The organism is Roseimicrobium gellanilyticum, from assembly GCF_003315205.1.
In the GTDB taxonomy this organism is placed as follows: Bacteria; Verrucomicrobiota; Verrucomicrobiia; order Verrucomicrobiales; family Verrucomicrobiaceae; genus Roseimicrobium; species Roseimicrobium gellanilyticum.
In genome coordinates this window covers 160,634-182,116 of the sequence record NZ_QNRR01000012.1, presented here as the reverse complement: position 1 = coordinate 182,116, position 21,483 = coordinate 160,634, and the positions used below count along the sequence as shown (strand labels likewise).

Annotated in this window: 20 protein-coding genes; 7 read left to right on the top strand and 13 right to left on the bottom strand. The window is 59.2% G+C overall.

Features of this window, described 5'->3' with window-relative positions:
- Window positions 1-85 precede the first annotated feature (85 nt).
- Genes vccA through vccD form a run of 4 tightly spaced genes read left to right on the top strand, consistent with a single transcriptional unit; the run spans window position 86 to window position 6,365 of the window.
- The gene (vccA, locus tag DES53_RS26085; RefSeq protein WP_113961269.1) at window positions 86-4,099 is read left to right on the top strand and encodes a Verru_Chthon cassette protein A; all 4,014 of its coding nucleotides are present in this window, start codon (window positions 86-88) and stop codon (window positions 4,097-4,099) included.
- Window positions 4,096-4,614 (top strand): Verru_Chthon cassette protein B, encoded by a 519-nt coding sequence (gene vccB / locus DES53_RS26080; RefSeq protein WP_113961268.1) that lies wholly within the window; start codon window positions 4,096-4,098, stop codon window positions 4,612-4,614. The genes vccA and vccB overlap by 4 nt, the downstream gene beginning before the upstream one ends.
- Window positions 4,615-4,621: 7 nt before the next feature.
- Window positions 4,622-5,734: a Verru_Chthon cassette protein C gene (vccC, locus tag DES53_RS26075; protein ID WP_113961267.1), complete on the top strand. Its 1,113-nt coding sequence runs from the start codon at window positions 4,622-4,624 to the stop codon at window positions 5,732-5,734.
- Window positions 5,724-6,365, top strand: a complete 642-nt coding sequence (gene vccD, locus DES53_RS26070; protein WP_113961266.1) for a Verru_Chthon cassette protein D — start codon at window positions 5,724-5,726, stop codon at window positions 6,363-6,365. The genes vccC and vccD overlap by 11 nt, the downstream gene beginning before the upstream one ends.
- A 147-nt stretch (window positions 6,366-6,512) precedes the next feature.
- Here vccD and DES53_RS26065 read toward each other — a convergent pair whose 3' ends face one another.
- From DES53_RS26065 to DES53_RS26025, 9 genes are all read right to left on the bottom strand, one after another.
- Complete coding sequence (locus tag DES53_RS26065) at window positions 6,513-7,184, bottom strand: type 1 glutamine amidotransferase domain-containing protein (protein WP_113961265.1); 672 nt, start codon at window positions 7,182-7,184, stop codon at window positions 6,513-6,515.
- Window positions 7,185-7,216: 32 nt separating this feature from the next.
- Window positions 7,217-7,549, bottom strand: coding sequence for a putative quinol monooxygenase (locus DES53_RS26060; RefSeq protein WP_211325696.1), 333 nt, complete (start codon window positions 7,547-7,549; stop codon window positions 7,217-7,219).
- A gap of 29 nt (window positions 7,550-7,578) precedes the next feature.
- On the bottom strand, window positions 7,579-8,343 hold the full coding sequence (locus DES53_RS26055; RefSeq protein ID WP_113961264.1) for an alpha/beta fold hydrolase: 765 nt from the start codon (window positions 8,341-8,343) through the stop codon (window positions 7,579-7,581).
- 14 nt (window positions 8,344-8,357) lie between these two features.
- Window positions 8,358-9,758: an aldehyde dehydrogenase family protein gene (locus DES53_RS26050; protein WP_113961319.1), complete on the bottom strand. Its 1,401-nt coding sequence runs from the start codon at window positions 9,756-9,758 to the stop codon at window positions 8,358-8,360.
- Between the two features lie 14 nt (window positions 9,759-9,772).
- Window positions 9,773-10,882, bottom strand: coding sequence for an NADH:flavin oxidoreductase/NADH oxidase (locus DES53_RS26045; protein WP_113961263.1), 1,110 nt, complete (start codon window positions 10,880-10,882; stop codon window positions 9,773-9,775).
- A gap of 189 nt (window positions 10,883-11,071) precedes the next feature.
- The gene (locus DES53_RS26040; protein WP_170157421.1) at window positions 11,072-12,865 is read right to left on the bottom strand and encodes a sensor histidine kinase; all 1,794 of its coding nucleotides are present in this window, start codon (window positions 12,863-12,865) and stop codon (window positions 11,072-11,074) included.
- Window positions 12,866-12,988: 123 nt separating this feature from the next.
- The gene (locus DES53_RS26035; RefSeq protein ID WP_113961261.1) at window positions 12,989-13,417 is read right to left on the bottom strand and encodes a GlcG/HbpS family heme-binding protein; all 429 of its coding nucleotides are present in this window, start codon (window positions 13,415-13,417) and stop codon (window positions 12,989-12,991) included.
- Window positions 13,418-13,466: 49 nt separating this feature from the next.
- A complete protein-coding gene (locus tag DES53_RS26030; RefSeq protein ID WP_113961260.1) occupies window positions 13,467-14,522 on the bottom strand; it encodes an NAD(P)-dependent alcohol dehydrogenase in 1,056 nt (351 codons plus the stop codon).
- Window positions 14,523-14,647: 125 nt separating this feature from the next.
- On the bottom strand, window positions 14,648-14,848 hold the full coding sequence (locus DES53_RS26025; RefSeq protein ID WP_113961259.1) for a hypothetical protein: 201 nt from the start codon (window positions 14,846-14,848) through the stop codon (window positions 14,648-14,650).
- Window positions 14,849-15,100: 252 nt separating this feature from the next.
- On the opposite strand from DES53_RS26025, the gene DES53_RS26020 reads away from it, so the two are divergent.
- The 3 genes from DES53_RS26020 to DES53_RS26010 all read left to right on the top strand — a co-directional run bounded on the left by DES53_RS26020 (window position 15,101) and on the right by DES53_RS26010 (window position 17,633).
- Entirely contained in the window at window positions 15,101-15,730 is a 630-nt protein-coding gene (locus tag DES53_RS26020) for a response regulator transcription factor (protein WP_113961258.1), read from the top strand.
- A gap of 100 nt (window positions 15,731-15,830) precedes the next feature.
- Entirely contained in the window at window positions 15,831-16,196 is a 366-nt protein-coding gene (locus DES53_RS26015) for a response regulator transcription factor (protein ID WP_113961257.1), read from the top strand.
- Between the two features lie 39 nt (window positions 16,197-16,235).
- Window positions 16,236-17,633, top strand: coding sequence for a sigma-54-dependent transcriptional regulator (locus DES53_RS26010; RefSeq protein WP_245958271.1), 1,398 nt, complete (start codon window positions 16,236-16,238; stop codon window positions 17,631-17,633).
- Window positions 17,634-17,771: 138 nt separating this feature from the next.
- Here DES53_RS26010 and DES53_RS26005 read toward each other — a convergent pair whose 3' ends face one another.
- The 4 genes from DES53_RS26005 to DES53_RS33980 form a co-directional block, all read right to left on the bottom strand.
- Complete coding sequence (locus tag DES53_RS26005) at window positions 17,772-18,569, bottom strand: DJ-1/PfpI/YhbO family deglycase/protease (protein WP_113961256.1); 798 nt, start codon at window positions 18,567-18,569, stop codon at window positions 17,772-17,774.
- Window positions 18,570-18,882: 313 nt separating this feature from the next.
- Window positions 18,883-20,715, bottom strand: coding sequence for a sensor histidine kinase (locus tag DES53_RS26000; protein WP_113961255.1), 1,833 nt, complete (start codon window positions 20,713-20,715; stop codon window positions 18,883-18,885).
- A gap of 120 nt (window positions 20,716-20,835) precedes the next feature.
- On the bottom strand, window positions 20,836-21,135 hold the full coding sequence (locus DES53_RS25995) for a putative quinol monooxygenase (RefSeq protein ID WP_113961254.1): 300 nt from the start codon (window positions 21,133-21,135) through the stop codon (window positions 20,836-20,838).
- On the bottom strand, window positions 21,135-21,476 hold the full coding sequence (locus DES53_RS33980) for a putative quinol monooxygenase (RefSeq protein WP_342782377.1): 342 nt from the start codon (window positions 21,474-21,476) through the stop codon (window positions 21,135-21,137). Before DES53_RS33980 ends, DES53_RS25995 begins: the two co-directional genes overlap by 1 nt.
- Window positions 21,477-21,483: the final 7 nt, after the last annotated feature.

The following is a 21,483-nucleotide window of genomic DNA, read 5'->3' as shown; positions in this document are numbered from 1 at the left end:
GTACTATGTAGTATTAGTTTGTACTAGAAAGTCGTATACCACGATGAAACAGCAATTCATATCCAGGCGCTTGCGGCCATCCGGCATGGCGATTGTCATGGTGCTCGCCATCATGGCCCTGCTCATGGTGCTGGTGCTCGCGCTTCTGTCGATGGGGTCGTCCGAGACGCGTTCCTCATCCGCGTTCAGCCAGTCCTCCCAGGTTCGCACCCTCTCGGACATGCCCGTGAGCATCATCATGGGGCAGATCCGGCAGGCAACTTCCGGTCTGGGGATGACGAAGTCGTGGGCGTCACAGCCCGGTATGATTCGCGTGTTCGGCACGGAGTCAGGAGGACCGGGCGGCCGCTCCAGACTGGAGACCGCATGGCGGCTCTATTCTTCTGACAAGATGTCGGAAGAAGGCACGCGTTTCAACGCCGCAACCGAGGCGGATACACTCAGCAAATGGAAGGAGACACGAGCGCAATTCACGGACCTGAATGAGCCAGTGGCCCAGATCAATGGCGAGGGAAATACCAGGCGCGTCTATCCGATTCTGGATGCATCCGCACTCCAGGATGCTGCGGGCGGCAGCAAGACTGGGAAGGTCGCTGGCTTCGGCCTCTCAAACACCATACCCGTTCCAGGAAGCACCTCGGAGCAGCCGTTGCCCATGCCGGTGCGCTGGCTCTATGTCTTGCAGGATGGACGGCTGGTGGTTCCCAATGGCGGGGCAGGGGACAAAGCCACGTTTGATGAAGGCGTTGTCACCAGGGCCAATCCCATCGTCGGTCGCATTGCTTTCTGGACGGATGATGAAAGCTGCAAGGTCAACCTCAACACCGCTGCCGAGGGCACGCCTTGGGATGTTCCCAGGGCCGCAGGCTGGTCTGATCGGAACTTCGCCTACTACATTCCCGCGCAGAATGAATTCCAGCGCTTTCCGGGTCATCCGGCCATGACGTGCCTCAGCACGGTGCTCCAGGCTTTTGACGACCGCTACAAACCCCAGCTTCCGATTGTGCAGAACGATGGCACCGTCGGAAACAAGTCCGCCTACCAGACTTACCTGAAGAGCATCTACGATCTCATTCCCAGGACCAATCCAGGTCTCGCGGGCGAAGGGACACGCGGAGGTACGGAGACGCCCACCAATGCCGACGGCCTTCCTGTGAAGCGTGAGCGGCTCTTCACCTCGGTGGACGAGTTTTTCTATGGTTCCACTTTCAACACCGGCACGGCCCAGCGCGCGGTGAACCCCTCCGGCGGTGCGGTAGATGCAGCGGATCTGCAGATGAGCCGCTTCTTTCTCACCGCACACAGCCGCTCGCCGGAGGTGAATGTCTTCAACCGTCCGCGAGTATCCCTCTGGCCCATCCAGGCAGAGACAACCAAACGCACCGCCAAGGACAAGCTGCTGGCCTTCTGCACCACTGCCGCCGGGCAGACAGCTTGCTTCCAGCGCGCCTCCACGTGGGAGAACAACTCGACCAAGCAAGGTTCATCCCAGAGCCCCACGGAGGACTTCGCGCTCTCGCAAAACCAGAAGGTGTTTGGTTATCTCCAGACACTCACGAAGAAGGGCGTGCCCGGCTTCGGCGCGGCCACATTTGATGAGAAGTATGGTGCACTGAACCGCAATCAGATCCTGCTCTCCATGTTCGATCTGGTTCGCTGGGGGGTGAATGCCTCCAATCCGTACACTACGCCGAAGTACCACTACATTCCTCCTCGTGCCTACACCGGGCTCAATGCCTCCTTTCTCGCGGAGGCTTCCGCGGTGCCGGTCGTCGCCTCGGGTACCAGCACCGAGTCTTTCGGCACGAAACTCAAGGCCTTTGGCCGCTACCCCACGATCATCGAGGCCTCCGTCGTATTCATGGCCACCGAGGTGGAGATGGATACTACCACGACACCGGCACAGCCCCTCGACAAGGCTCCCAAGGATAACAGGGCGGACAAAACGAAGAAGATGCGGGCCTTTCTGGTGTTGCAGCCGTTCACCCCGGTGGTGGGTATGCCGCCTTACACTCCCAATGTGCGCTACCGCATCAAGGGTTTGGAAAGCTGGAAGGCCAATGGCAAACCCCTGGGTTTCCCCTCCGCCGCGGTGAACCGCTCCTGGGTGCCCGCAGGATCCACCTTCGATGGAGGACACTCCACGGCGTACACCTCCATGCACGCCCAATTCTTCAAGGCCAACAAGACGGCAAAGACCGTGGCCGTGGGCGGATCAGGTGCGGATGAGACGAATTCCTTCCCCTTTGTGAGCCAGGAAGTGGATGTGTCTGATAACCCGAATTTTCAGTTCACCGGAGGTCCCATCACGGTGGAGATTCACCTCGGCGCCGGCCCGCCCGGTCAATTGGATGACAAGACACTCATCCAGACGGCGACGTTGAATTTCCCCACCCCCACTGGCCGCTGGCCCGTCCCGCGCGTCCGGGTGGATTCGGGGGTCGACCCCAGCAAGGACTGGACCGTCTCCATGGCGAACATGGATCTGCAACAGCGACTCGGAAAGAATGATCCCCAGAACTATCTGATCGTGCTCGGTGACACCGCCCGCTCTGTGGTGACCAGCGCCACCAGTCCGGCCAAGGGCGACTTCAGGGTGATGTGTGCCATGCGCGAGATCAGCCAGGACTACTATACCAAGCACGCGGACTACGACAGCGACACCAAGGAGGAGGCTCAATCCCTGCGCCACTCAGGCACGTCGTGGTCAGGTCACTACGGCCGGGGCTTTGCGGCTTCCTACATCACTCCCAACACGAAAGGCAGGCAGCACACCTGGCAGATGGCGGGCTATGTGATCACCTCACCCACCAAGATCGACAAGCCGTATGGCCTCCTCAAAGACGTGCCCTACTGGCAGGACTGCCAGCCTGCTACGCCTTACCGCCTGGATGGCGCCTATAATGCCATCGGTGCAGGTCGCCCAGGAGACTGGGACAATGGTATGGGACGTATCGAAGATGGCCCCTACATCAACAAGCCGGATGACACGGGCATGACAGGAAACACGGGTGTCAGAAATGGCTACTTCGCCCGTGATGGATTCACTGAGGAGAATTCCGGCAGAGTCTACGCTCCCAACCGCCAGATCTGCTCCGCTGTAGCCTTCGGATCCCTGCCTACGGGAATCCATCCCATCCCGGCAAATTCAAACAAGGTGAGTCCGTGGCAGACGCTTCTCTTCTGTCCTAATCCACCTTCACGGTCCCGCGCCTCGACCGCAGACCCGGCCCAGACGGATCACTACGGCTTCAAAGCACCACGCGATCACCTGATGCTGGATCTGTTCTGGATGCCGGTCGTGGAACCCTATGCCATCAGCGAGCCGCTTTCCACGGCGGGCAAGATCAACATGAACAGCCAGATCATGCCCTTCGCCTACATTCAGCGTGCCACCGGATTGCACGCTGCTTTGCGTAGCGTCAGGATCAGCGCACTTCCTTATGAAATCGCCTGGGTCAAGGACGGCACCACGCTGGCCGTCACCGCATCCCAACTGGAGGAGTGTTACAAGAGCTGGGAACACTGGCTGAAATACGACACCGTCTACGAGGTAAACGCGGAGGAGACGGTGAAGGGCCTCCAACGTCGCTTCGAACAGGGCGACATCTTCCGCTCCGCGTCGGAGATCTGCGACATCTTTCTGGTGCCCAAACCCAAGACCAAGACCGGCTCTGGGGATTCGCCCTATTATCCGCGATCCGACGGCAAACCCAGCAAGTCTCCCAGCTACGATGACATGACTGAGTGGTGGAATGGCAACCTCAATACCCAGAAAGATGGCTTCGAGCTTACGGGCGACAACACACGTGAGTCCCCCTATAACCAGCTCTACCCGCGCCTCACCACCAAGTCCAACATCTACCAGGTGCACTACCGTGTGCAGGTGCTCAAGAAAGCGCGCTCCACTGGGCCCGCCGAATGGGATGAAGAGACGGACACCATCTCCGCCGAGCAGCGCGGATCCGCCACCATCGAGCGCTATCTGGATCCCAATGATCCCAGCCTGCCCGACTTTATCGCCAATCCGGACCAGGACGGTTCGCTGGACGACTACTACCGCTTCCGCGTGATCGGAAGAAAAACTTTTGCGCCATGAATACGAAACCCCAATCACCTGCCTCAAAAAAATACCAGGCGGGATTCTCACTCGCGGAAACAGCGGTTGCCGTGGGTATCGCCGCCTCTGTGATCGTCACCCTCGTGGGAATGATTCCTCTTTCTCTGGATGCGCTCCGCCAGTCCTCCAACGTGGCCGCTGAGGCTCGCATTGTGCAGGCGATCGCCGCAGACTATCGTATGCGGGAGTGGAGCGAGGTGCTGCAACAGCAGAATAGCGGTGGAAGCAAGGACTACATCTTTGACGGCCAGGGGACCCGCGTCAAAGACGGCGACACCAGTGCCATCTTCACCGTGCGAGTCACCGTGAGCGACGCGCCGACGCTGCCGGGCATGCAGCAGACCAATCCGCGGCTGAAGTCCGTGCAGATGCTCATGACGGAAAGTCCGAACCCTGCTGCGGCCCTGGCCAAACCGGAATCCTGTCGCAAGGCGCAGACCCTCGTAGCGCAGATGGACAAATACGCGGTGAACCAGCCGGTGGCGTCTAACTAACCCTGCTATGAATGCGCCCCCCGGATCATCGAGGCGAGTGGTGACAATGCGTGGCTTCACCCTGGTGGAACTGCTGGTTTCCATGACCGTACTGTCCGTGCTCATGATCTTCCTCGCGCAAGTGCTGTCTGACACGCAGCGCACTTGGGGCCAGGCCAGGGCGCGTGTCGGCGAGTTCCGCGAGTCGCGCGCGGCCTTTGAGGCCATTGCCCGCCGTCTTTCACAGGTGACACTGAACTCCTACTGGGGGTACAAGCTGGACAGCAATGGCACCCCCACTCTCTATCACCGCCAGTCTGAGCTGCACTACGTAAGCGGGCCCGCAGCCGCCCTCCTTCCCGATGCCCAGCACACTGCGGGACATGCCGTCTTTTTCCAGGCACCGCTCGGGGAAACGCTCGATACCAGCGCCACTGCCTCCTCATCCTCGCTGGAGAACCTTCTGAATGGCTGGGGCTGGTATGCGCAATATGAGAGCGACCTGCCACGCCGCCCCGACTTTCTCGGGCCCGACGTCGCCCACCCGGAGAAGAAGCGTTTCCGTCTCATGGAGTTTCGCCAGCCGACGGAAAAGCTTGCTCTTTATGGTGTGGTCCCCGATCCCAAGGGCGGCAGCATGCCCGTGCCGTGGGTGGAAGCGCAGACCGGCAGGGACGCCTTGTACCAGTGGTTTCGTGACTCTCTCGAAGTCGACTCCCAGCCGGTGGCGGAAAATGTCCTCGCCGTCCTCATCCAGCCCGTATGGCCTGCCACCACCGGAAAGACTGGAGCGAGCATCGATGCCGCAGCCAACTACCTCTACGACACCCGCCGCTACCAGTGGCCGGAGACTTCCACCGAAGCCATCCACTCCCGTCACCAGCTTCCTCCGGTGTTGCGGCTCACCCTCATCGCCCTGGATGAACGTGAATGGAGCGCATTCGACACCGCGAAAGCGGACGCGCTCGCCCTGGAACTCACTGGGCTGGTAAACAACACGCTCTTTCAGAAGTCTGCAGATTATGAGCAGGACCTTCAACGACTAGAAGCCGAGCTGGGCCAGCGCAAGCTCAGCTTCCGCGTATTTTCCACTGCCGTCCAGATACCGGCGGCCAAGCTCACCTCCAGCCTTGAAGACTAGACCTCCAGTCCCTTGCCCAGACGGACACGCGTGCCGAGTTGCCCGCGCCTTTACGCTGATCGAGCTGCTGCTCGTGGTCTCGATCATGGCGATACTCCTGACGCTTGCGACAACCTCCGTGAGCCATGTGATAGCCGCCCAGCAGTTATCGTCCTCCACGATGCGCTTCAGCAATGACCTTGCCTACGCTGCCCAGCTTGCAGCAAGGGAGAACCGCCTCGTCGGCATCCGCTTTCTCAAGCTTCCGGATGAATCCGATCCAGGCGCAGCGGAGGAGTACCGCGCCTGGCAGCTTTTGGCACCCGACCGCACGACCGGAAAATGGCGTCCCCTCGGTGAGGCATACCGGCTCGATCCGTCCACGGTGATGATGACGCATGATATCTACTCCACCCTGTTGCACGTCACCTCACTCGCGAATCCCGGAGATGTGGACGATGAGGATACCACGCCGCCGCTCTTCGCCTTCAAGCCCAACGGAGGCACCACCCTTCCCAAGTTTGCCAGCGCCCCCAAATGGTGCGTTACTCTCGCGCTGTCGGGCGACGTTGAACGTACGCCAGGAAGATTGCCTGCGAATTTTCGCACACTTGTGCTCAACGCCCACACTGGAGCCATTGCGGAATACTGACGTCCCGCCGAACACGATCGAGGGACGCCAGCAGCGCAAGCAGTGGCAATTCATCACTTTTAGCGGTAGCAGCAACACTTTCGATCTTGCGGGAGTGATCATCGAACTGCACACCACGTCCGCCTGCGACCGGGTTTCAAGTGTTCTTCAAGCTTCCAACAGCTTGATCATCTTCTGGGCGACTCCTTGGGCGGACGCCGGATTCTGACCGGTGACGAGGAGCCCGTCTGTGATGCTGTTGGGTTGCCAGGGGCTCACCGTATGGAAGATGGCGCCCTGGCCAGTGAGCGCTGTTTGCAGTTCGAAGGGGACATCGGTCTTGGCGTAGTTCTCCTCCTCCTCATTCGTGAATGAGGTGATGTTCTTGCCTTTCACGATGTAGGAACCGTCGCTCAATTTCACATTCAGCAGCGACACCGGGCCATGACACACAGCTCCAACGATGGCCTTGCGCTCATAGGTCTCGCGCACGACTTGCTTCAACAGCGGATGCTCGGGCATATCAACCATGGGTGCCAGACCACCCGGGATAAAAATCGCGTCGTATGGGCGAACATCGACGTCTGAGAGCTTTTTGGCCTTCTGCATCCTGGTCCATCCGTCGCCCACGAGGAATGCCAGGTTCGCAGGATCATTGGCGAGATGGAGCGCGTCAAGGTACGGGGTGTCTCCCGTAAGGCTCGCGAAGTCGACCTGATATTTGACCTTGTCGAACTCGGCATACGGATGCGCCACCTCGGGAAGGAAGATGCCTGTTCTCCGGTTGTGTGGGCCGATGACATTGGCGTTCGATACAATGATAAGGACTTTCTTGGACATATGGGTTTGCAGGTTGAGAACGATTCACTAATTCACAGAAGCTTTCTGACGACCGTCACGGTTCGGGATTCCAGACAAGGGATGATTTCAGCTACAACGATGTTCTGGTAGTGGTCCGACTTGCGGTGAGAATCGGCTGCATGCTCGTCGGCATAGCACTCGTGCAGGATGAACTCATTGGGGTCAGTCTCCGACCTGTAGACGGAGTAGAAGATGTTTCCCTCTTCATTCATCGTCTGCGCCGCCAACGCTGGCAGCAGCCCGAGGACCCTTTCTGTTTCCGATGCCCTGACTTTCCAAATGGCGATGATCTCTTTTTGCATGATGCGTTTCCTCTCAGTGTTGGGACGGAGCACGCGTTTCATGGACACGGCCTCCGGCGAGGTTTGGGGCGTCACTTGCTGGTGCTCTTCACCGCATCCAGGATGACTTCCAGCACTTCCTTGGGCTTGGAGAGCATCGCCACGTGGCTGGCTTCCAGAACGGTGATTTTCGACTTGGCGCGCTTCGCCATCCACTCTTCAAGCTGGGGATTGATGGTCTTGTCCTGTGATGCAACGACATACCAGGAGGGCTTCGTTTTCCATGCGGCATGCTGGCCGACTCCGGCGAAGACTTTGGGCGAAGCCGGTTGCTGAACGACGTAGATTACCTCCTGCTCGCTCTTCGGCAAATCACCGGCGAACACCTTGGCGACGCCTTCCTTGGAGACAGTCAGCAGGCCGTTGGCTTCTTTGAGGAAATCTGTGAGCTTGGTCGGAGCCGCATTCGCGCTGAGTGTCGGCACGGTTTCCCCTTTGTCCGGAGCGAACGCCGCGACATAGACCAATCCTTTAACCTTGGGATGGGCTCCGGATTCGGTGATGACAAATCCACCCCACGAGTGTCCGACGAGAATCACATCACCTTTGGCACGCTCGATCGCCGCGTTGGCCGCAGCCACATCATCCTCGAGGGTGGTGGTGGGATTCTGCACGGAGATGACTTCGAATCCATCCTCTACCAGGGGGGTGATGACTTTGTTCCAGGAGGAACCATCTGCCCACAGACCGTGGACGAGGACAATGGTGGGTTTTGCGTTCATGGGTTTTTCGTCTTGGCCAAGGGCGCTTGAGAGCAGGGTGAAGGCGGTGACAGTGATGGCAGTGGCTAGCTTCATATGCAGGTGGGGTGTTAAGTTTGGCTTGGTGCTTGGGGTGAATCCGAAATGACAATCATCTTCTCGGACGTCATTTCCCGCATGGTCCAGGGAATGCCGCCGATGCCGTAGCCTGACTGGCGGCGGCCGGCGAATGGCATCCAGTCAGTCCGGAATGCGGTATGCTCGTTGATCATCACAGCGGAGGCATCGAGACGTTCCGCAGCGTAGAAGGCGGTTTGCAGGTCCTGGGTGAAGATGCTCGACTGGAATGCCACCGGAAGTGCATTCGCTCGTGCGATGGCGTCATCGAGTTCGGTATAGCGGTAGACACAGGTGACTGGTCCGAAGACTTCGTGGGTCGAAACCTTTGCGTCTGGGGGAGGTTCCACGAGGATGGCCGGACGCAGCGTCGTTTCACTCAGTCGTCCTCCGCCAATAAGTCGGGCACCCTTGCTCCCGGCCTCGTCAATCCACTCCGCCACACGGTCTGCCTCACGTGGTGCGATCAAGGGGCCGACTTCCGTTTCAGGTTTGGTGGGATCGCCGACAATCAAGTGCGCTACTCGTGCGGCGAAGCGCTCCGCGAACTCCTTCTCCAAGTCTGCATGCACATAGATGCGCTGGACGGATACACAGACCTGTCCGGCGTGGTAGTAGCCGCCCTTCACCAGAGGCTCGATGATCTGGTCAAGATCGGCATGACGATCGATGATGACCGGCGCTGAGCCGCCATGCTCCAAAGCGCAGCGTGTGCCCGGCGCAATCTTGGAGCGGAGATGCCAACCGACCGTTGCTGAGCCGATGAAACTCAAGAACGCAACACGCGGGTCTGTGGCAAACTTCTCACCAAGCTCTCTGCTCTCAGGCAGGAGAGTCTGGCACCAATCCGGAGGCAGTCCTGCTTCATGGGTGAGTGCCACAAAATCAAAGCAGGAGAGGGGAGTGGCGGAAGCCGGCTTCACGATGATGGGACAGCCGACGGCGATCGCCGGTGCGACCTGATGCGCAATCAGGTTCAGCGGATGGTTGAAGGCAGACACCGCGGCCACCACGCCAATGGGCTCGTGAATCGTGAAGGCCCGATGGTTCGAGCTGGCTGGCGAGAGCCCCATGGGGATCTCTTGACCTCCAGTGACGCGAAGCATCTCGGACGCGGTGCGGACTCCATCAATGGCGCGATCCACTTCGATGAGCGCATCGGTAAGAGGCTTCCCACCTTCGCGGGCAATCTGGAGACCGAAGTGTTTCCGCTTGCCCTCCAGGAGCACGGCCAGCCTGCGAAGAATCGCCAGCCTTTCGAATGGCTTCAGCCAGGAGGTGCGATCTGCAAAGAGACGGTGTGCCGCTGACAGCTTGTTCTCAAGGACAGCTGCGTTGTCGGTCTTGAGCGTCGTGATGAGGACTCGATCGTATGCCTGGACGATTTCCATCATGGTGACCCCCTTCCTCATGCGGTGGTGGTGAACAAGCTGCTGTACTGCCTGGGCTGGGAGCGCAGGTATTGCTTCGGCGCCTTGACGTGTGCTCCCAGCGCGGCGGCTGCATGCCATGGCCAGCGTGGGTCGTACAACACCGTGCGGGCCAGTGCGATCATGTCGGCGTCGCCCGTTCCGACGATCGCCTCTGCCTGCTCGTACGAGGTGATCAATCCCACAGCGACGACTGGCATTTTGACCGCTGCTTTGATTGCACGGGCCAGCGGCACCTGATAGCTGGGGCCCACGGGTATTTCCTGAGCAGGGTGCAGGCCACCGCTTGAGATGTGAATGGCACTGCAGCCATGCTCTTCCAGTGCCTTTGCAAAGACAATCGACTGCGGCAGATCCCAGCCACCTGCCACCCAGTCCGTCGCGGAGAGCCGCACGCTCACTGGCTTCTCTGCGGGAAGCGCGGAGCGCACGTCATCGAAAACCTCCAGCGGGAATCGCATGCGGTTTTCGAGTGTGCCTCCGTATTCATCAACACGCTGATTGGAGAGAGGCGAGAGGAACTGGTGCAGCAGATAGCCATGCGCCGCGTGCAGCTGCACCAGCTGGATGCCCAATCGATCAGCGCGCTGGGCAGCGGCCACGAATGCACTACGAATCCGCACCATGTCGGCCTTGGTGAGAGCGGACGGGGGAAGTTCGCTGTCTTCAAAGGGAATGGCCGATGGCGCCTCTGTCTGCCAGCCATGGATATCCCCGGGGGGGATCTGCGCGCCTCCATTCCAAGGCAGGTCCGTGGAAGCTTTCCGGCCCGCATGACTCAATTGAATACCGATGGGCATATCAAAACAGTTCCGAATACCCTCCAGTACCCGGCGCATGGCGGCCTCCGTCTCATCATTCCACAGACCGACATCTGCGTAGCTGATGCGTCCTTCCGGTAGTACTGCCGTGGCCTCGATGGTGAGCAAGGCTGCACCTGAGAGCATGAGCTGCCCGAGGTGCACCAAGTGCCAGTCTGTCATGCACCCATCTACTGCCGAGTACTGGCACATCGGTGCAATGACGATGCGGTTGGCCAGTTCGAGATTGCCGATCTGGAGGAGCTTGAAGAGCGCAGGATGAGTCATAAGGGATGCCTGCGGGTACGCAGGTGGTTTCACTCTCATCACTCACGTTCCGTGCCACTCACTCACGGGCTCCGCTAGACACTCAGTGCGAGCATGTCACGCCGCTTGCCTGGTGAATGCGGTCCTTCGCAAAACTTTGCGTTCTACGAATTTTTGCCGACGGGCCAACGAAACTTCACTTGTCTTCCATCAGGGAATGACCCGTGTTTCGATGGGCAACGTGAACTGAAACGTCGCACCCTGTGTGGGATTGGAAATCGCCACGAGGCGCCCACCATGGGAGACGACGATGGATTGGCAGATGGCGAGGCCCATGCCCAATCCTTCCGGTTTGGTGGTGAAGAAGCGCTCGAAGAGGCGTCCGACGGTTTCAGGGTCCAGCCCCGTCCCAGAGTCCTCCACCTTGACCAAGAGTGTTTCCGCATCCCTTCCGGTAAGGATGCGCAGTTCGCGGGGCCGATCTGAGATGCCATTCATTGCATCAAGACCATTGATGACCAGATTCATGATGACCTGCTGAATCTGCACGCGATCAATGGCCACTGTTGGAAGGTCGGGACTCAAGCAGCACTGCAGCTCCACGCCTCGCCGACGAATATCTGTCGAGAGCAGGGGTAGCAGCTCTTCAATGACCGCGTTGATGTTGGAGGATTCGCGGATGAGCTTTTCCTTCGCAAGCAGCGCACGGATGCGCGCCACGATCTGAATCATGCGGTCCGCGTCGCCAATGATTCGCTGCGTCGCGGCGCGCGCCTCCTCGATATCGCATCGATCGGGACTCAACCATCGCAGGCTGGCGCTGGCATTGGTCGTGATACCTGCGAGGGGTTGACTGATCTCATGCGCGATCGATGCGGTGAACTCCCCGAGCGCGGTTGCGCGCGCCATGCGGGTGAGCTCGTTTTCTGCTTTGCGCAGGGCGGCTTCCTTCATGCGGGTCAGTTCATTGCGCAGGCGTTGATGCGCGATGTAGCGGCTCAAGGCGAACAAAAGCGCGCCCGCTCCCGCCACCGCCAGTGCCCAGACCCATCCCTGTTGCCACCAGGGGGCCAAGATGACGATTGCCAGCGTCGTCTCCTCCCCATCAGGCTGTCCCTGCAGGTCGATCGGATGGACGCGGAACTGATAAGTCCCTGGTGGTGGACGCCGGTAATCCTGAAACCACATGAACCCTCCGCTGACACTGCTTGCCTCCTCCCACTCCAAGTCCAGTCGATCGCCTTCACCCACTGCGAGAGCGTTGTCTGCCAAGGTCCGCCACTCCGCGTGTCCGTTGGCATCATCATCGATAATCGCGAAGCACTCCTCCGGTTGCCCATCGGGCAGAGTTGCTGCCAGGGTGAGGAGACTGGCCATTTTCGGACGTTTGCCATCCGCTGTGAAACCCGTGGGCGCCGGGAATACGGGCCCCTTTACTCGCGGGTCATGACCCACCGGAGCGCGTAGGACCACTTCTGGCAGTCCACCGGTGCTCGTCCTGCTGATTTTCAAACCTTTGATCAGCAGCGTGCCGAGCGTTTCCGGTGGGCCCGCCGAGGAGATGACGAGCCAGCAACTGCTTGTGCCAGGAGGTGCTGTCGCCGTCATCTTCCGCTTCACAAAGACGGGTGTTTGCAGACTGCCATTCCAACCCTGCGTTTCGCCGATGATGGCTTCCGAGTCCTGTTGCAACGGCTGTCCCGCCGCGTTGAGAAAACGCAGGGTGATGGACATTCCGCAGAGACTCTCTTTCCATTTGGAATCGACGCCCTCCAATTGATACCGTCGCCGCCTGGGGCGCTCCGGAGTCATGTAAACGGTGAACCGTTGCGAGACCGGCGGCAAGGAGACGGATGGGAGACCCAGCGTGGGCAATGCCTCTCCGTTCATCACGATCTCAATGCTCTCCTTGCCGTTAGAGGACGGCAGCCGATGCGCCGTGGATGATGCTTTGAGGGGTTGGGCCGCCGCCGGACTGGTGGAGACGATTCCACAGAGAAGCATCCCGGCAATCGTGCACTGCCAGCGATGACTGCACCGTTGGAGCCTACCAGGAGGCGGGAGGCAACTCATGAGACGTTTTGCAAACGACACAGACGTGCGTAGTCGATGAGACCGTGTGTTGCGTCAAGGACCAGGAGCACTCGCCGCCGCTCCTGCCAGAGCCACAGCACGATCCATTTCCACGGTGGAGCCTGAGACTCCAATCGCACCAACTATCGCTCCATCCGCTGACCTGAGAGGCACTCCTCCGGGAAAGGAAATCAGACCTCCATTGGAATGCTCGATATTGTACAGCGGGCCTCCAGGTTGGGAAAGGTCACCGATACCGCCTGTCTCCATCTCGAAGAGACAGGCGGTGCGGGCCTTTTTCAGCGCGACATCAATGGCACCCAGAAGGGCTTCATCCATGCGGATGAAGCCCTTCAAGTTGGGACCGGCATCGACTACGGCAATATTCACCTGGACTCCCAGGCTGCCGGCCTTCTCAGTTGCCGCCTTGAGGATGAGAGTGGCCAGGTCGAGAGACAGTTCAGCAGGGGAGGAGTGCGTCATGGCGAGCGTCGCTTTCGGAGGAACTATTGATGACGAGCGAGTGCTGTGATCAGAACTTGATCACCGCCCTTCCAACGACTTCGTTCGTTCTCAGCAGGTCGAGGTACTCATTGACCTGCTCGAACGCGATGGTCTTGATGGTGTGGCGAATCTTGTCCTGTGCGGCCAGGGCCATGACCTCGGTCAAGTCGGCGTTGTTTCCCCAGAAGGAACCATGGAAGGTCTGCTCGCGGGAGACGCGGGGGAAGAGCGGAATGTCGATGCGGTCTCCGACAAAGCCTACATCAACATAGTGACCGGCGATGCCTAGCAGGCTGAATCCCAGTTGCATCATCTCCGGAGCACCCACTGAATCGATGATGGCATCAAGGTCACCCTGGCCTGTGGCCTTGTTGAGTTCCGCAGCGACCTCCTTCGGGGTCTTGTTCTTGATGCTGATGACGTGGTCCGCTCCGTAGTCCTTCGCGACAGCGAGTTTGTCGGGGTTGCGTGCGAAGGCAACGACCAGTGCTCCTCCTCCGAGGAGCTTGGCATACTGAACCGCGTATACGCCAAGTCCACCGACCCCAAAAACTCCGATCACCCTGCCGGGGCCCAGTGCACCGGCATCGCGGAGCTTCTTCACACCACGATATGGGGTCAATCCCGCATCGGTGAGCGGCGCCAGCTCCTCGAATTTCAGACGACGCTCCACCTTGATGGCATAGCGAGCCGGGACGGGAAGATATTCTGCGAACCCGCCATGGAGTCCAAACCCGGGCCAGCGCACGTGAGTGCAGATCTGCGTGTTCCCAACCAGGCAGTGGCGGCAGGTGCCATCACCCCATCCGGGTGCGACGACCACATGGTCGCCTTCCTCGAATCCCACCGACTTCGACACGGCTCCGCCGATCTTGCTGACAATGCCCGTGATTTCATGGCCCGGGGTAACGGGAGGCTTGATGTCTCCATATCCCTGGAAAAACTTGTCCACAAGGAGCACATCACTGCGGCACATGCCGCAGGCCTTGACGTTGACGAGAATCTCGTCGGGCTGGATATCCGGCACAGGGATGTCTTCAAGGACGAGAGGCTTGCCATATTCGTGTATGCGGGCTGCTTTCATGGTGTTTTGCTTTCTACGGTTGTGGGGTTGGCACTGAAATGTTGTGTGACCTGGATGGCGCGCTGGCATGGCGGTGGGGTAAGCGGCTGCCTGCGGGAAGTGGGAGGCGGTGATGGGAGGCTTGGTCAGCCAGAGTTCCTTTCGCTCACTTGCGACTCTCCGTTTTCCGATGGGGAACCCAGACCGAGGAGTTCGGTGAGTCGCGCCTCGTAGTTGTCGTAGATGGGCGAGGCGCCGTCGGGTTGCACCCAATTCGGATTTTGGCTGCGGAGAGCCTCAAGAACCTCCTGATGGAGTTCGGCAAAGGAGAGACGCCTGGCATTCATGGTACAGATGGGTGGTCTGCATCATGGGGTTCACGTTTCGTGCCATCAGTGATTGTCAGCAGCTACTCACTCATGGCGAGGTTGTTGAGAACTTGATGCCTGCACGCTGAACTGCTTCGAAAGTTCGCCGCCTACGAAATGTCGCCGTCTGTCGCACGTTGACTCGCACACAAACCAAAGCATTCATGGATGCGGTGGTGACAAGCCAGTCTCTGGTGTAGAGAATCCTGATGCACATCCCTCAAATCTTCGATGGCGAACAGCAAGCTTGAGAAATCGCCTACGGTCTTCGTGGTGGACGATGATCCGTCCATACGCGAGTCGCTGAGCGGCTTGGTTCGATCTGTCGGGTTGCGAGTCGAGACGTTTTCTGCCGCTGCTGAGTTTCTCCGGCGACCACTGCCAGAGGAGCCGTCGTGTCTGGTGCTCGACGTAGGCTTGCCGGATCTCAGTGGTATCGAACTTCAGCGCGTGCTTCTCGATGCTCAGCGCGTCATTCCCATCATCTTCATCACCGGCCATGGTGATATTCCGATGACGGTCCAGGCGATGAAGGCGGGCGCTGTGGAGTTTCTGACGAAGCCCTTTCGTGAGGATGTCCTGCTGGATTCAATCCACCAGGCGCTCGCCCGTGACCGGGAAGCTCTCGCGACTCGCGCTGAATCAAGCAACCTCCGCGCTCGCTACGAAACGCTGACTGCTCGCGAGCGCGAGGTGATGGCACTCGTGGTCCAGGGGTTGATGAACAAGCAGGTGGCGGCGGAACTGGGCACGCAGGAGATCACTGTAAAAACCCATCGCGGTCGAGTCATGCGCAAGATGATGGCGGAATCACTCGCGGACCTGGTGCGGATGGCAGAAAAGCTGGAACGAGGAATGTGACGGCCCGGGGCAATGGAAGCTGTCGGCATCTCCATTTGTGAGACCTAGGTATAATAGCGTCTAACCGCGAAAAGAGGCACCGTGGGGGGAAGACGATCCGATGACCAAGGTGCCCCTCATTTCCGTGGTAGATGACGATGAATCTCTCCGCGAGTCGCTCAAGGGCCTGCTGAGATCACTCGGTTACGGGCATGCGGTGTTCTCCTCCGCTGAGAGTTTCCTGGGGTCGGATGCGCTGGCGACGGCGGACTGCCTGATCCTTGATGTCTGCATGCCGGGGATGAGTGGACCTGAGCTGCAGAGGGAACTCATCGCGCGTGGGGAGAAGATTCCCATCATCTTCATCACGGCGCACGGAGATGAAAACGCCGCGCGCATGATGGCCGCCGGAGCCGTGGACTGCCTGCTCAAGCCTTTCAGTGAGGAATCCTTGTTGAAGGCGATCGATCGCGCCCTGTCTGGCTAGTCGATACGCCATGGAAATCAACCCGACCCGATACGTGTCATGAAAAATGTCGACGCTCTCGTCTGTGTAGTTGATGATGATGTCTCCATCCGGGAATCCGTCCGGGGATTGCTGCGAGCGGAAGGATTGCGCGTGGAGACCTATGGCTCCGCGGATGACTTCCTGGCGCGCTCCCGTGGCGAGCCTCCTGGCTGCCTTGTTCTCGATGTGGAGTTGCCTGGGCTGAGCGGTCTGCAGTTGCAGCGCGAGCTGTTCCGGAGTGAGCCCCATATCCCCATCGTATTCCTGACAGGCCATGGCGATATCTCCATGTCGGTACGTGCCATCAAGGCGGGCGCATTTGAATTTCTGACGAAGCCCTTCGATCCTGAGGAGCTGCTCGATGCTGTCCAAGAGAGTCTGCTCACCCGCGAATACGGCGGCCATCGCTCGAAAGACCAGGCATCGGCACAATCCAATGAGATTGTCGGAATCGGGGGTGCGCACCGGACCTTGATCAAACAAATCTCCATGGTCGCACCGACCGATTCTACCGTCCTGATTCAGGGGGAAACGGGCACGGGGAAGGAACTGGTGGCGCGCGAGATTCACAAGCTAAGCCGTCGCAAAGAGCACGCCCTCGTGCGCGTGAATTGCGCGTCCATTCCAAAGGAGTTGTATGAGAGCGAATTCTTCGGGCACGCACGTGGTGCATTCACCGGGGCCATCAAGGATCGCATGGGACGTTTTGAAGCGGCCCATGGTGGGACTCTCTTTCTGGACGAAATCGGCGAAATTCCCCTCGAACTCCAAAGCAAACTTCTGCGTGCCTTGCAGGAGAAGCAGTTCGAGCGGGTAGGGGAGGAACGAACGCGACGGGTGGATGTGCGGGTGGTCGTGGCGACGAACCGCGACCTGAAAGCCGAGGTGGCGGGAGGCCGGTTTCGCGAAGACCTCTACTATCGACTGGATGTCTTTCCAGTGCGGGTCAGTCCGCTTCGCGATCGGCGGGAGGACATCCCCATGCTGGCCAAATATTTCGTGGAACTGCTCGCCAAGGAAATGAAGTGCACGAAGCCCCGGCTCACCGAAGCGGGTGTGATCCGATTGCAGGAATACCACTGGCCGGGCAACATTCGTGAACTGCGCAATGTCATCGAACGCGCCACCATTCTGGCGCGAGGCAAGGTGCTTGAGTTCGACCTTCCAACCACGACGGCCGAGGCTCCGGCTTTGCCTGCGCCGCGTTCCATGAACCAGGAGAAGGCGGAACCAGAATTCATGACGGAGCCGGAAATTCAACGTCGTGAGCGCGAGAATCTGCGCATCGTGCTGAATAAGACCGGATGGAAAGTCGGAGGCCCCAGCGGGGCGGCGGAGCTTTTGGGAGTGAAACCCACAACTTTGATTTCACGGATCAAGAAGATGGGGTTGAGCCGCAACGAGGCAACGCAGTAGGACCGGTTCACCTACCGACGGAGTGAATGGTCTCCGGGCCTTGCAGTGATGGCGATGTGGTCGCGGTCGTGGCTCTCAGTTGCGCCGCGTGGCCAAGGCCCCGGGACGTGTATCCCGGAGCCTGGTTTTGGAGTTTCTCTATTTTTTGATCAGCCAGTCCTTCAGGGCGATGGAGAAATCAGCCACGTCGATGGGGTGCCGGCTGGTGATCAGATTGCCATCGACCACCACGGGTTGCTCCAGTACCTGCCCACCTGCGTTGGTGAGATCGCTCTGTATGTTCCAATAGCCTGTGAGTTTCCTGCCCTTGAGGATATCCGCGGATGCCAGCACGACCGGCGCATGGCAGATGGCGGCGATGAGCTTTCCGGATTTGTTGAACTCCTGTACGAAGCGGATCACGTCCTTGTCGTAGCGCAGGTTATCGGGATTCCATGCGCCGCCGGGAATGAAGATGGCATCGTATTCGTCCACCTTGATCTGGTCAGCACTGCGGTCGACCTTGATCCAGCCAACAGGGTTGAGATACTGAATAGCCATGATGTGATCCTTTGCCATGTCCGGCGTGGTAAGGCCGTATCTTGCCGGTGCTGGATTGAACTTCGGCGCCACGATATCGACTTTCGCGCCCAAGGCCTTGAGATACCACACGGGCCCTGTCAACTCGATCTCCTCGAAGCCATCGGCGGCCAGCACGGCGACGCGTTTTCCCTTCAGCACCTCCTTGTCCTTGATTGGAGTAAAGAAGAAGGCTTTCAGGGCTTCATTGCCCGGAGCATTGAGCAGTTGGGAGACGGGCATCGTGGAGACGGCGGTCTTGGTGGCGAGTTGATTGATGACATCCAGTTCGTAGGAGCTGTTCCCCTGAGCTGCGGCGTCGAATACGGCAAGCGCACTGAGAGCGCCGGCGACAAGGATGGTGTTCACGGTTTTCATGAATTCAGTCGGTCTGTGTTTTTGGGGTTATGACGAAGCGAAGAACCACGGCTGGAATGGCGGCAGCCCCACGCATGGTTTGTGAGGACGAATGTCCCGCCATCCTTTTAAGCAAAGCGGATGCCATTTATGCTATTCTGCATAACCACCTGTGAGGTAGTGCGTTAAGGTCCCCCTGCTGACTTCGCAATCAGTGTCGATATTTTGGCGGTGAACGAAAGTTCGCTGCCTCAGTGCAACGATTCGTGCTTTGGCGGAGGGAGCATGTGGGAGGAATGCAGCACGTGGAAACCGCGATCTCCGCTCATAACCACTACTCGATCGGCAACGTGAATAGGAATATCGCTCCGTTGCCTTCGGCAGGTCTGGCAACGAGGCGTCCTCCATGGGACGCGACAATCGACTGGCAGATGGCGAGACCCATGCCCAGCCCCTCCGGCTTCGTGGTGAAGAACCGGTCAAAGAGGCGCTCGATCGTGGCGGAGCTCAGCCCTACTCCAGTGTCTTCCACCTGTACGGAGACGGCTTCCGCCTCGCGCCCGGTATGGATCCGCAGCACCCGGGGGCGATCCGCGATGCCGTTCATGGCGTCGAGGCCATTTCGCACCAAGTTCATAACCACCTGTTGGATCTGCACACGATCAATCGCGACCTCAGGAAGATCAGCGCTGAGGTCGCATTCCAATTTCACACCCCGTTTCCGGATATCCGTGGTGAGCAGAGGTAGAATCTCTTCGATAACCGCATTGATGCTGGATGACTCACGGATCGGCTTGTCTTTCGCGAGCAGGGCCCGGATGCGCATGATGATCTGCACCGCGCGATCTCCGTCGCCAATGATGCGCTGGGCCGCGGCGCGCGCCTCGTCAATGTCACAACGCTCCGGACTGAGCCAGCGCAGACAGGTGCTCGCGTTGGTCGTCATTGCCGTGAGAGGCTGGCTGATCTCGTGGGCGATGGACGCTGTAAACTCACCGAGAGTCGTCGCGCGCGCCATGCGGTTCATTTCCACCTCCGCCTTGCGCAGCGCGGCCTCCTTCATCCGGTTGAGCTCTTCACGCAGTCGTTGATGCGCGATGTAACGGCTCAACGCAAAGGCCAGCACGCCCACGATCAGGGCCGTCAGAGTCCACACCCACCTCTGCTTCCACCACGGTGGGAGTACGGAGATCATGAGCGTGGTCTCCTCGCCATTGGGCAGCCCTTGAAGATCCACCGGCTGAACACGCAGCTTATAGTTCCCGGGTGCGGGATTGTTGTAGTCCTGAACGGAAAGCGTTCCTCCACCAACGCTGTGAGCCTGGCTCCACTCGATTTCCAGTTGGTCACCTTCGATGACTGCGAGAGCATCCTCCTTCACCGTGCGCCATTCGGCATGTGCACCCACGTCATCATCGATGAGGGCAAAGCACTGCTCGCCTTGTGCATCACCCGAAGCTGGCGCGAGGGTAAGGAGCCGGGCCATTTTCGGGCGGATCCCGTCGGCGACGAACCCATTTGGCGCAGGCAGCACAGGTGAGAAACGCGCATCATTTCCCACCGGGGCGCGCATGACCACCTCCGGTGTCCCTCCGTCACGGGTGCGTGTGATTTTCAGGCCCTTTACCAGCAGCGTGCCCAGAGTATCCGGTGGCCCTCCTCCCGAGGTAATGATGAGCCAGAGACTCCGGGCACCCGGAGGAGCGGTGACCGTCGCCTTGCGGGGTACAAACACGGGCTTTTCCAGGCTGCCATTCCAGTCCTGCGTTTCACCAATGACACTCTCGATTTCTTGCTCCACCGGCTCGCCCTTGTCATTGAAGAAGCGAACACGGATACCCATCTGGCAGGTGTTTTCCCTCCACTGCGTATCGATCCCCTCCAGTATGTACTTTCGCCGCCGCGGCTGCCCCGGATTCATGTAGACGGCGAACCGGCGAATGGCAGGTGGCAATGACAGGGATGGCATCCCGAGGGTGGGAAAGATTTCCCCATCAATCGCGACCTCAATGATCTCTGAACCGGGCTGGGACGGCAACGACAGGGGAATCGACTGCGCCCGGACCTGCTGCGTCAGCACCAAGCCCGCGAGAGTAATCACACAGCAGAGTTGCCATAAGAGCGAGTGATACCAACGGTCGATACAGGGTCGGGCTACAGGGAGCATGGGCGCGTGGACAGTCCTCTACACGATTCAAAGCAACCATCCAACGACCAGTGTGGCGAAACTTCGTGGGCAGCGGTCGATGCGACGTGCTGCATCCCCTGAAACGAGAGTCTGCCAGGCTCACTCGCGCGGTGCCGATGCAAACTCGACAAGGAGGTGAAGCCCTGCCTGGAAGGGTTGTTTTTGAATGCTCGTCTGCAAGTATTCGAGCACCGGCTTGATCGGAGGAAAGTCCAGATGGCGCTGGAAAGCGTCCTTGCTCCGGAACTTCTCAAAGGTGACAAACTTTGTGTCCTCACCTTCCACGCGTGACAATTGATAGGTGACCACGCCGGGCTGGCTGCGGAACGGTGGCATGGCCACTTGATAGGTGTCCATGAAGGTCTGCTGCGTTCCCGGTTTGGCATCGACGAAGAGCATCACGGTGAGCGGTTGGTCTTCTGCTCGTGGTGCCCGGCGCCACTGCTCCTTCGAGAGCGGCTCCAGTCTTTGACGATGTAGGTCTCCTCCTTGGCATCCAGCGCGTCGGGCTTCAGCGCATCAACGGCTTTTGCCGGTACACTGTCGCCGAATCGCTGGAGCTCACTCCTGTCTTTCCATCGTTCGATCAGCCAGAACACGGAGTCCTTGTCCTGCTCCGAAAATGCTTCTGCCTGAATATTGCCCTTCTCATCTCTTGCTTGTGTCACGTAGTCCGTCATCGCTTTGCGGAAGGTTTCGCGAGACTCCGGCTTTACGGAATAGCGGGTGAGCTTTCCCACCGCGGTG

Excerpts from the sequence above, each read along its gene's own strand:
- vccA (WP_113961269.1), top strand. The coding sequence starts at position 86 with ATGGCGATTGTCATGGTGCTCGCCATCATGGCCCTGCTCATGGTGCTG.
- vccB (WP_113961268.1), top strand. The coding sequence starts at position 4,096 with ATGAATACGAAACCCCAATCACCTGCCTCAAAAAAATACCAGGCGGGA.
- vccC (WP_113961267.1), top strand. The coding sequence starts at position 4,622 with ATGAATGCGCCCCCCGGATCATCGAGGCGAGTGGTGACAATGCGTGGC.
- DES53_RS26065 (WP_113961265.1), bottom strand. The coding sequence starts at position 7,184 with ATGTCCAAGAAAGTCCTTATCATTGTATCGAACGCCAATGTCATCGGC.
- DES53_RS26060 (WP_211325696.1), bottom strand. The coding sequence starts at position 7,549 with ATGAAACGCGTGCTCCGTCCCAACACTGAGAGGAAACGCATCATGCAA.
- DES53_RS26055 (WP_113961264.1), bottom strand. The coding sequence starts at position 8,343 with ATGAAGCTAGCCACTGCCATCACTGTCACCGCCTTCACCCTGCTCTCA.
- DES53_RS26050 (WP_113961319.1), bottom strand. The coding sequence starts at position 9,758 with ATGATGGAAATCGTCCAGGCATACGATCGAGTCCTCATCACGACGCTC.
- DES53_RS26045 (WP_113961263.1), bottom strand. The coding sequence starts at position 10,882 with ATGACTCATCCTGCGCTCTTCAAGCTCCTCCAGATCGGCAATCTCGAA.
- DES53_RS26040 (WP_170157421.1), bottom strand. The coding sequence starts at position 12,865 with ATGCTTCTCTGTGGAATCGTCTCCACCAGTCCGGCGGCGGCCCAACCC.
- DES53_RS26035 (WP_113961261.1), bottom strand. The coding sequence starts at position 13,417 with ATGACGCACTCCTCCCCTGCTGAACTGTCTCTCGACCTGGCCACTCTC.
- DES53_RS26030 (WP_113961260.1), bottom strand. The coding sequence starts at position 14,522 with ATGAAAGCAGCCCGCATACACGAATATGGCAAGCCTCTCGTCCTTGAA.
- DES53_RS26025 (WP_113961259.1), bottom strand. The coding sequence starts at position 14,848 with ATGAATGCCAGGCGTCTCTCCTTTGCCGAACTCCATCAGGAGGTTCTT.
- DES53_RS26020 (WP_113961258.1), top strand. The coding sequence starts at position 15,101 with ATGGCGAACAGCAAGCTTGAGAAATCGCCTACGGTCTTCGTGGTGGAC.
- DES53_RS26015 (WP_113961257.1), top strand. The coding sequence starts at position 15,831 with ATGACCAAGGTGCCCCTCATTTCCGTGGTAGATGACGATGAATCTCTC.
- DES53_RS26010 (WP_245958271.1), top strand. The coding sequence starts at position 16,236 with ATGAAAAATGTCGACGCTCTCGTCTGTGTAGTTGATGATGATGTCTCC.
- DES53_RS26005 (WP_113961256.1), bottom strand. The coding sequence starts at position 18,569 with ATGAAAACCGTGAACACCATCCTTGTCGCCGGCGCTCTCAGTGCGCTT.
- DES53_RS26000 (WP_113961255.1), bottom strand. The coding sequence starts at position 20,715 with ATGCTCCCTGTAGCCCGACCCTGTATCGACCGTTGGTATCACTCGCTC.
- DES53_RS25995 (WP_113961254.1), bottom strand. The coding sequence starts at position 21,135 with ATGCTCTTCGTCGATGCCAAACCGGGAACGCAGCAGACCTTCATGGAC.